Origin of the sequence: Mycobacterium sp. URHD0025, from assembly GCF_000426065.1 — a bacterium.
GTDB lineage: Bacteria > Actinomycetota > Actinomycetes > Mycobacteriales > Mycobacteriaceae > Mycobacterium.
The window spans coordinates 556,168-564,862 of record NZ_AUEQ01000007.1 but is presented as its reverse complement, the minus strand read 5'-3'; the positions used below and the strand labels follow the sequence as shown (position 1 = coordinate 564,862).

Annotated in this window: 9 protein-coding genes; 5 read left to right on the top strand and 4 right to left on the bottom strand. The window is 62.1% G+C overall.

The window, feature by feature from the left end; translation table 11 throughout:
* Window positions 1-350 (bottom strand): YaeQ family protein (locus tag H977_RS0110255; RefSeq protein WP_036475657.1); only part of this gene is annotated, 350 nt, incomplete at its 3' end.
* A gap of 98 nt (window positions 351-448) precedes the next feature.
* On the bottom strand, window positions 449-658 hold the full coding sequence (locus H977_RS0110250) for a hypothetical protein (protein WP_029107781.1): 210 nt from the start codon (window positions 656-658) through the stop codon (window positions 449-451).
* Window positions 659-912: 254 nt separating this feature from the next.
* On the opposite strand from H977_RS0110250, the gene H977_RS0110245 reads away from it, so the two are divergent.
* Window positions 913-1,161 (top strand): hypothetical protein, encoded by a 249-nt coding sequence (locus H977_RS0110245; protein WP_036475549.1) that lies wholly within the window; start codon window positions 913-915, stop codon window positions 1,159-1,161.
* Between the two features lie 345 nt (window positions 1,162-1,506).
* Here H977_RS0110245 and H977_RS0110235 read toward each other — a convergent pair whose 3' ends face one another.
* Both H977_RS0110235 and H977_RS36130 read right to left on the bottom strand, forming a co-directional pair.
* Window positions 1,507-2,085: a hypothetical protein gene (locus H977_RS0110235; protein ID WP_036475547.1), complete on the bottom strand. Its 579-nt coding sequence runs from the start codon at window positions 2,083-2,085 to the stop codon at window positions 1,507-1,509.
* A gap of 140 nt (window positions 2,086-2,225) precedes the next feature.
* A complete protein-coding gene (locus H977_RS36130; protein ID WP_155946584.1) occupies window positions 2,226-2,834 on the bottom strand; it encodes a recombinase family protein in 609 nt (202 codons plus the stop codon).
* 176 nt (window positions 2,835-3,010) lie between these two features.
* Here H977_RS36130 and H977_RS0110225 point away from each other — a divergent pair, with 176 nt between their 5' ends.
* The 4 genes from H977_RS0110225 to H977_RS0110210 all read left to right on the top strand — a co-directional run bounded on the left by H977_RS0110225 (window position 3,011) and on the right by H977_RS0110210 (window position 8,689).
* Complete coding sequence (locus tag H977_RS0110225) at window positions 3,011-3,682, top strand: class I SAM-dependent methyltransferase (protein ID WP_231395920.1); 672 nt, start codon at window positions 3,011-3,013, stop codon at window positions 3,680-3,682.
* Between the two features lie 100 nt (window positions 3,683-3,782).
* On the top strand, window positions 3,783-5,579 hold the full coding sequence (locus H977_RS0110220) for a hypothetical protein (RefSeq protein ID WP_029107777.1): 1,797 nt from the start codon (window positions 3,783-3,785) through the stop codon (window positions 5,577-5,579).
* Between the two features lie 1,143 nt (window positions 5,580-6,722).
* Complete coding sequence (locus tag H977_RS0110215; RefSeq protein WP_155946583.1) at window positions 6,723-7,607, top strand: DUF7161 family protein; 885 nt, start codon at window positions 6,723-6,725, stop codon at window positions 7,605-7,607.
* A gap of 68 nt (window positions 7,608-7,675) precedes the next feature.
* Complete coding sequence (locus tag H977_RS0110210; RefSeq protein ID WP_029107775.1) at window positions 7,676-8,689, top strand: Imm61 family immunity protein; 1,014 nt, start codon at window positions 7,676-7,678, stop codon at window positions 8,687-8,689.
* Window positions 8,690-8,695 lie beyond the last annotated feature (6 nt).

Sequence of the window (8,695 nt, the reverse complement as noted above, 5' to 3'; positions counted from 1 at the left end):
ACGCCGGCGGCGAACGGGAACAGCAGCACCTGGTCCGCCTGGCTGGCTGCCTTGCCCAAGGCGCGTTCATCGGGCTGGCCGACGTTGATCCACTCCAGGATCCGGCCCGTGTAGTCCGCAAGCCCCAAGTCCGGTACGCCGGGTGTGGACAGGCCCGCACCGAACGCCAACTCACCGTCGACGTCGTTGAGCCGGTGTGCGCGCAGCCCAAACGCCAACAACCGCACCACCATCCGCTCATCGGTCTCACTGGGATGACGGGCCACCGTCAGCGTGTGGTCGGCGTAGTAACCGTGATCGACATCGGAGACGCCAAGTTCGACTTTGAACACTGTTGCAGAAAGGGCCACGTCATAGTGTCCACCCTGGTGGTGTTCCCCGACCAGGCAGGCTGCTTCGAGTGGTCAGGCCGCCGAGCTAGCGGTCGGATCGAGTCGCCACCGATAGTTCAGGCGACACTGCTGATGATCGCGATAACCAGCCCGCCCAGGGTCAGCACCCCGACCATCACCGCGGCGGCGATCGCCCGGCCCCGCCGGTGCCGGCGTACGTCGTAGATCGCCACCGCGATGCCGGCGAGGATCAACCCTGCATAGGCTGCCAGCCCCACCGTCAGTGTCGCCGTTGACGCGGCGCTGGCAAGGGTCACGTTGTGCACGGCGTGAGCCTACGGCGCGCGGGTTGGCCAGGTGGTCGCCGAGGGGAGTCGTCATCCGCAGAGCGAGCTGATTCCCTCGATGTCGTCGGTGGTAAGCGAGCAACGCTAGAGACCTTCAGTGGAGCAAGTTCACAGGGAAAGTTTGCGCACCGTCGGATCGGTCAACCCCACCTCTGGTCCAGCACGGCTGCATTCGCTCGGTTCGGGCGTAGCATTAATGCACGTCGGGGCCGTCCCCAGGAAGGGTACCGATCATGTCCTACTTGACCCGCTCGCTCGTCGTAACGTCTGCAGCGATGCTTGCGTTCAGTTTCAGTAGTGCCATCGCCGCAGCCGACCCGCCAGCTCCGGGGACCCCCTGCGGCGCCGGCAAGGTGATCACGTCCATCAATAGCTGTGAGCCGCTCAACTCGCCCTGCACCGGCTACGACAGCATGGTGATCGGTCGCGTGGCCGCCGACGGGCGGTGCGTGATTCCCGGGCTTGATGGCACCACCTGGTAGCACGCGATCTTGCACTTTCCGCTGAGCGGCGAAACCAGCGCCGATCCGGCCTGTCCGCTCTCAAATATCTTGGCAGGCAGTACCTTCGCGACTGCCAGAAAACCTGAGACGGCACTGCGGTTGATGGTCTCAATTGTTGTGGCAGTTCTGTATTTTGAGCGGTGGCTAGGATCGGTAGGTTCGGATTCGTGCTCACACCGGTAGGTCCCGCACTCGACGCGGTCATCGACGACCCCGAAGCGGTCATGGACTGGTACCGGGCGGTGAGCTGAGTGGCGGACGGCGGCCCCGCCCTTCCTGCACAAGTGGGGCGAGGCGCGGTAGCCGACCACGCCTCGCCTCGCTTCACTGGGCCGGACCCAGGCAGTAGGTCCGTGGCGGAGCTGGATAGTTGTAGGCATTGGTTTCAGCTGGGCACTGTCCGGCGCTGTCGCTGTCGATGCGATGGACGACCTTATATGTCTTGTCGTCGCTGACGGAGCAGTCGAGTTGTTCGAGAAGGTCGGTGCCCGGCTGTGGGTGATAGCAGTGCCCCACGGCGAGGTTCTCGACGAGGCAGAGCCGTCCGACCGTGTCCGTGTCGCCGACGGTCCACTTGTAGCCGATGTAATTCTGATTGGGGCAGGGTTGGTCGGTTTCCATGACAACGCCGACCGTGTAGCTCGGATCGGTCGTGCAGGAGCCGCGTTGAATGTCGTTGCCCTTCTCTGGCGTGCCGGAACCGATTGTGACGCAGTCGCCAACAGCGAAGCTAGTGATCTCGTGCTTGGCCTCTGAGGCAGCGCGTTGCTCCTCACGTTTCTCGGCCAGACTGAACTTCGCGAGAATCACCAAGGCAGTGCCGATGACGACCATCGCGACCCGCACGCCCTTCCTGCGCCACCACCGCTGCTTGGCGGGTACTGGCCTCTCATTCTCGGTCATTGGGTGAATCTCCTTGTCGGCCTGGGGGATTGCATTAGGGAGTAAAATCATCGGCATGCCAATGACCGCTACTGCTTAGCTGCGGCTGTCTTCTGTGTGGGCCCTAAGCGCCGGTAGCAACATTCTGCGTGTGGCGTTCTCTATGCGGTTACTGGGTAACTGAGTAGCTCGTTCTGATCATTGCCTAATGCCGGGAACGTTGCAACAGGAGTGGTATAAGTGGCCGTGAAATGCGCATATGTACTTGTTCGGAGTGTCTGCGTCGCCGGAACGGGTGGCGGCGTCCCTGTCAAGTGATTTGCCATGGCGTCAGCCGACGTGATGCCGGTGGACGACGGCAGCAAATCGATGTGGAACACCATGTCATCCGGGAATGTGAGAGGTCCGACCGTTTGCAAGGCGAGTGTGGCTATCATGGCGGCGACAGCGCGGCCGGTGGGTGTGCCGGCATCTATGCCTTCGCGTATGGCCCGCAGCAGGATTCGCCGTTCGCCGAAAGTCGCGATGGTGCGGGTGATCTCAGCGACGGAGCTTCCGAGTCGGTCGATCGCGGCGACGATCACGGTGTCGCCGGCGCGGGCGTAGTCGAGCATGGCGGCCAGGCGTGGCCGCTCGGTGCGCGCTGATCCGGGGAGTTTGTCGGTGAAAACACGATCGGGGTCGACGCCGGCTGCGGTGAGCGTCGCCAGTTGTGCATCGTGATCCTGGCCGGTGGTGCTGACGCGGGCGTAGCCCAAGATCGCCGACACTCCGACACTGTCTCACTGTCCACCTACGGCGAGGATCTGAGACACGCGGTGTGAGACAAGAAATGAGACACCACGAGCTGGAGGAATGCGCTCGGGAGTGGTGCCGTGGAGGCGTGTCTCGTTTCTCTAGATACGAGACAGGGCGACTGTCTGCGGGTGTCACTATTGTCACGTGCGTGAATCTGCGACCGCCTCCGCAACCTGCCGATCTCGACACCGTTCGCGACTCGTACGACCGCGTGGCCGACAACTACGTCGAAATGGTGACAACGACAGGTATCGGCGACATCCGCACCCACCCGTGGCTCAAAGCAGCCATAGACGCATTTGCGAGCACAGTCGCCTCGATAGGCCCTGTCCTCGACGTCGGCTGCGGGCCAGGAACGGTCACGGCCTATCTCGCCGAGCGCGGTATCAACGTTTCGGGAGTCGATCTCTCACCGCGCATGATCGACCACGCGCGACGCCTACATCCTCAGTGCACGTTCACCGTTGGTTCGGCGACCGACGTCGACCTCCCCGAGGGGTCGCTGGGCGGAGTGCTGGGTTGGTGGTCGCTGTTCAACCTGCCACGCAACGTCCTACCGGCGGTTCTGGCCTCTTTCGCCGCGGCTCTGCGCCCAGGCGGCCAGCTGATCATCGCTACCCACGTCGGTGACAGCGATGTCGAGCGCACCGAGGCCTACAACGGGGTGCCGGTCCAGTGGACGACCTACCAATGGCAGCCAGAACAACTCATCGCCCTAGTGCAACAGGCAGGATTGCGACTCGTGGCCGACCTTCGCCTCCCCGCCGATCAGACCAGCGGACCCGCCGCCGTCCTTGTCGCACAACGAGACGACCCGTAGCCGTCGCCCGTTTCGGCGAGACAAGATGTGATCGCTCTTGAATCTCTAGAAAGGAGACAGGGCCGTCGATTCAGCGGTTTTATGCCTGAAGGTCAATTCCTTGGGTGGCTGCGTCGCGCTGGATCCGTACAACCGTCCACATCCATTTGCTATTTCGGCCGGATGTCACGCCGGCGACACTCAGAAAACTACTGTCCGAGCTGAAGACCACAACGACCGATGCAAGCGGTCGCGAGGGGGGGAGGTCTCGCACATCACCTGCACTGTCGAGTGGGCTGATCCAGCGGTCACCGAGGGAAAGATCATCTACATCCCTCAGAACTCTCTGTTCGCCGTCAGTGATCGCCCGGGGGAGATCACCGACAAGATCCAACCGGTCCTCTACAGGATGGATCCCGGCCTGAAGATCGATCACCAGCGCATGCATGCTGATGTGGAGTCGAGCCAAGCCCTCATCGCCGGCGCAGTTGACGAATGGTTCCGCTTGGCTGACCGAATTGGTGATGCACGCTCCGAGCTTCGCGGTCTCGGCGACCCGACCGCCATCGCGTCGACTCGAGACGACCTTTCTCAGCGCATCGCTCAATTGCGTGAAGCTTCGGCACTTTCCGCCGAGGACATCGATGCGTACCAACACCTTGTGGATCGGCTTGCGGCCAACTCGTCGCGCCGTGATGCCATCCGTCTCGAAACAGCCGCAATCGCGCCTTACCTCGCGCGAGTTGATGACCAGTATGTGACCACAGGGGTGTCGGCCGAGATCCGGCTTACACCATTAGCAGACGCCTTCCCGCATGCTCTCGCAGGTGAACTCACCCGCCTGAGCGCAGACGCCGCGGCGCCGCTGAATGATTCGATCACCCGTGCGGTGATCGAATATCAGTCGGCCCTAGATGTGGAGGCGAACGCGCTCGAAGAGGATGAGCGCGCGCTGCGCGAGGCCAACGTCGACCTGATAATGCGCAACCAAGCCAATTCTGAGTTGGAAGAGGTCATCAATTCTCATAAGCGTCAAGAAGACCTCCTAGCAGACATTGCGGACAAGCAGGAGGCACTGCAGACCTTACTGGGGGCTCAGCTGACGCAGGTGGCTGTCATCCAAGAAGAGCGGGAGAAACTCGTAGAGTACATCGACGGGTTTGTCGCTCGCTTCCGGTCAACCGAATATCCGCTTGATGACATGACGTTCGGAGTCGAGCGGATGGTGACAGCCGAGGCGTTGCAGTCGGTTTCGGCCGGCTTCAACCGGCAAGAGAACACGGCCTACTTCGACAGGTCGTCGGACCTCGTAAAGATCGACACCGTACTTGCCGATCCGGCAGCGTTTTTGGCTAGTCTGCGTGATGGCGGCCAGAAGGTGAAAACCGGCAACACCCTGTTGCAGGTGGCCCGGAACGCACTATGCGTTACACCGGAAGTGCGGTTCATAGCGACCCTAGACGGCGATCGCATCGGAGGATTCGAGCGTTCCTCCATGACGCCCGGCAAGCAAGCACTCTTCGCGCTTACACTGATCCTCAACGAGTCCGAAGAGTCGTGGCCTTTGCTGATCGACCAACCCGAAGACGACCTCGACAGTCGTTCGATTTTCGAGACCATCGTGCCCTACCTAGTCGAGCGCAAACGCGACCGCCAGATCTTGATGGCTAGCCATGATGCGAACCTGGTAGTAGGTGCCGACTCGGAGCAAGTGGTGATCGCCAACCGCCACGCGAACGACCGCCAAAACCGCGAAGGGCAGGAGTTCGCGTACTTGTCGGGCTCACTCGAACACAGCGCGCCTGAAAACGACAGCGATTATGTTCTGGAGTCGTGTGGGGTGCGGGAGCATGCTTGCAAGATCCTGGACGGTGGCGAGACCGCGTTTCAGAAGCGCCGCGACAAGTACAAGATCTAGCAGTCTGCAAGAACCCCTATGGCTGCGTAGTCGGGTCTCGACAGGCGCGAGATGGCGAAGAGCGAAACGGCGAAAGGGGCAGCGCCCCGAGTTTCGAGTGCCGATAGTCTCAGTCAGATGGCATCGAGTCCCAACACCGTTGTCCAAGTCTCAATCACGATGTCATCCAACAGTGGCCGGCAAGCGACCAGGCGTTGATTCATCTGATGCAATATGCAGTGGTTCACTTGACATAATGTAGCTTATCGGCACAGAACCAACCTGGTGGTGATGGCGACCAAGCGGCGTACGGTCAATCTCTTTCGCCGTGCTGCTCGCGGCGCCATTCCCGGGAAGCCTCTCGTGCCCAATCGTCATCCGTCTCGCAAATGGCCTGTCAAGACTCGGTCGCCGCACAGGCGTCGATACCTGGGATGTGGACGTCGTCATTTTTCGCCGCCAGGTCGGGCCGCGACAACTCCCGCTATAGGCCCCTGCGCACCCACCCGCCTAGGATGCAGTTACGTCACGGTGACGTTTTACGCATTGGTGCCCGTAGGTCGATTCGGTTGCTCCACAGTCGGTTTCGGCTTTCTGACGCTACGGCGGGCCAAGCGTCAGCTCCGGGTGTTGTGTGGGTGTAGCGTCGTTGGCGAATCTCAAGGGGTTGGCCAGATGGTGATGACGACTGGACGGAAACAGCGAGCTGCGCAGCTCGCGTACCTGGTGCCCGTGTTGGCGGTCGTTGCCGCCGGGTGCGGTGTCGATGCCACGCGACCGACGGCGTCAGATGATGCCGTGACGCTCCTGCCGGTTCCATCCAACGTTCCGCCCGTTCCGTTGCCTAGCGATATTCCACAGGTGCCGTTGCCGGGCGCCATCCCGAACGTGCAACTGCCCAATGAGATTCCGCGAGCCCAGCTTCCGGCGGACCTACCACACGTCGAGTTACCCGCCGCGATACCGCAGATTGAACTGCCTTCGGCAGTTCCGCCTCTCCCCTTTCCGTGAACGCGGACAGTTCCCAGATTCGTCACTGTGACGTATTTTCTTGTGCCCCAATGGATTTCATGGTTATGGGACAATGTGATGGGCGTACGTCCTGGAACAGCCCCCGCGCCGAGGAAGGGCAACCCTTGGTAACTGGTGAGAGGCGGTCGAAACGTGAGCGTCGATACTGAGGATTTTGTCAGGGCATGGGGTGCCCCGATGTGTTCGCAGGCTCCCGCTCCGGAGCGCTTCGACCAGTTCCAGAACGTGGTACCTGATCTGCTGCTGACGTTCTGGCGTGAGTTCGGCTTCGCCGGATTCGGAAACGGGCTGTTGTGGTTGTGTGATCCCGTCGTGTGGCAGCCCGCTGTTGATGCGTGGACCCGCGGTCTCGAATTGGAAATGGGTACCGATCGCTGGGTGGCCGTCTGCCGGAGCGCTTTTGGGCGTATGCAGTTGTGGGGGCAGCGCACCGGGATGAGCTTGACGATTACGCCCTACCGAGGCTCGGTGTGGCCTACTGACCGGTCCGACAGGATGGCGACGGGTGACGATCGTGACGACCAGATCTACGCGGCGCTGATGGGTGCGGACAGGGCCGGCCTCGATGTCGTTGGTGACGACGGCCAGCCCTTGTTCGATGAGATCGTGGGTCGGCACGGCATAGTCGGCCCCACTTCGATGTACGGGTTTGTGCCGGTGCCCGCGCTAGGGGGCGCTTTGCGGTCGGATCGCGTGGAGATAGTTGATGCGGTGGTTCACCTCCAAGTGCTCAGCGACATTGTTCCCCGCCACGTGGGTGACGATATGCGCCAGGCACCTCGCTGGCGGATGCTTCAAGTCGATCAAACCGGCCTCGCTGGGATGACCGCGAAGCTGGTGACGAACACACCGACCAACGACGCTGGTTGGCCCGCCGACCTACCGGAGGGCACCACTGAAGTCGTCATCGTTGACGACACACCCGGGCCGTTGTTGACGCTGCGTGTACATCCCGTGGGCGAACCATCCGGTGGCGTTCATGTCCGTTTCGATCAGCTTGCCGTCCGGACCCGCTGAACCGCGATATCGGCCAGCGATGACGTAGTTTGAAAGTTCGAAACCGCGCACCTGGGGAGGCCTTTGCCGTGAGCCAGAGGCCCGAGCCCTCACCGATCGACCCTGACGATGCGGCGCGACTCACCGAGCAGATGACGGCTCGCTCCAGCGCTTGGCCCAGCGGTGCCGAGAAGCCCAAGTTCACCAAACCGGTGGAACTCTCTCCGCGATTCGCGGCATGGGCGCAGGCTCATGGCTACGTGATCGTTCCCGAAGATCGTGCCCGCACTCTCATCGTCGCCCCTGAGCACCACCCCAATTGGCTGGTTTGGCCGACTCCCTCTGCCAACGGCTTGTGGGCGGTCGGCCACCGCTACCGGGACGGACGGGTCACTCGGCTGTTCGACGTCGCAGACGGGGACGATTTGGAGCGCGTGCTGTACTACCTGATCGGTGATGGGGCCCGATTCCAACGAACCGGCGTATTCCCAATCGAATATCCCTCCGTTTGGGCCACAGGCTGGAGTCAAGCGCCTACCACGTCCCCGGACGCCCCGGCTGAGTTGATCGACCCCGACGGAGTCGTCAGGTACCGCGCGCACGTCCCCGGAATGTGGCGTCCCCGCGTCCTGTCATACGTTCTGCAGACGAGCCCCAGCCGTGTCGCGAAGGCCTACGACGCCAATTTCAGAACGCCATGGCGGCGTATGCCGACCCGGCGCCCCAGCCTCTCCCGAATAGGATCCGCCGCAATAGTTTTGGCGCTCATAAGTGCCGTGATCTATGGGGCGGCGCACGCGGGCGACAATGCGCTGACCGTTACGCTGTTCGCACTCACCGCTCCACTGGTCGTGGGTGCAACGGCCGCCCTGGGCGCAGGGTTGGTTCTCGGCGCTATTGACGAGAATGCGTTGGTGCGTGACGGCGCCCTGTGGTGGGTGACGGCAGGCGTAGCCGGATCCGGACTTACCGCCGAACTCGTGGGAATGTGGCTCGCCTACGGCGCTGACGGGACGACGTGGTTCTACCCGCTGATAGCCGCCGCCGGCGCATTCACCGCAGCGGGAATCGTGTGGGCCATCGGCGCCCTCGTAGAGCGATAGCGATAC

Excerpts from the sequence above, each read along its gene's own strand:
- H977_RS0110245 (WP_036475549.1), top strand. The coding sequence starts at position 913 with ATGTCCTACTTGACCCGCTCGCTCGTCGTAACGTCTGCAGCGATGCTT.
- H977_RS0110235 (WP_036475547.1), bottom strand. The coding sequence starts at position 2,085 with ATGACCGAGAATGAGAGGCCAGTACCCGCCAAGCAGCGGTGGTGGCGC.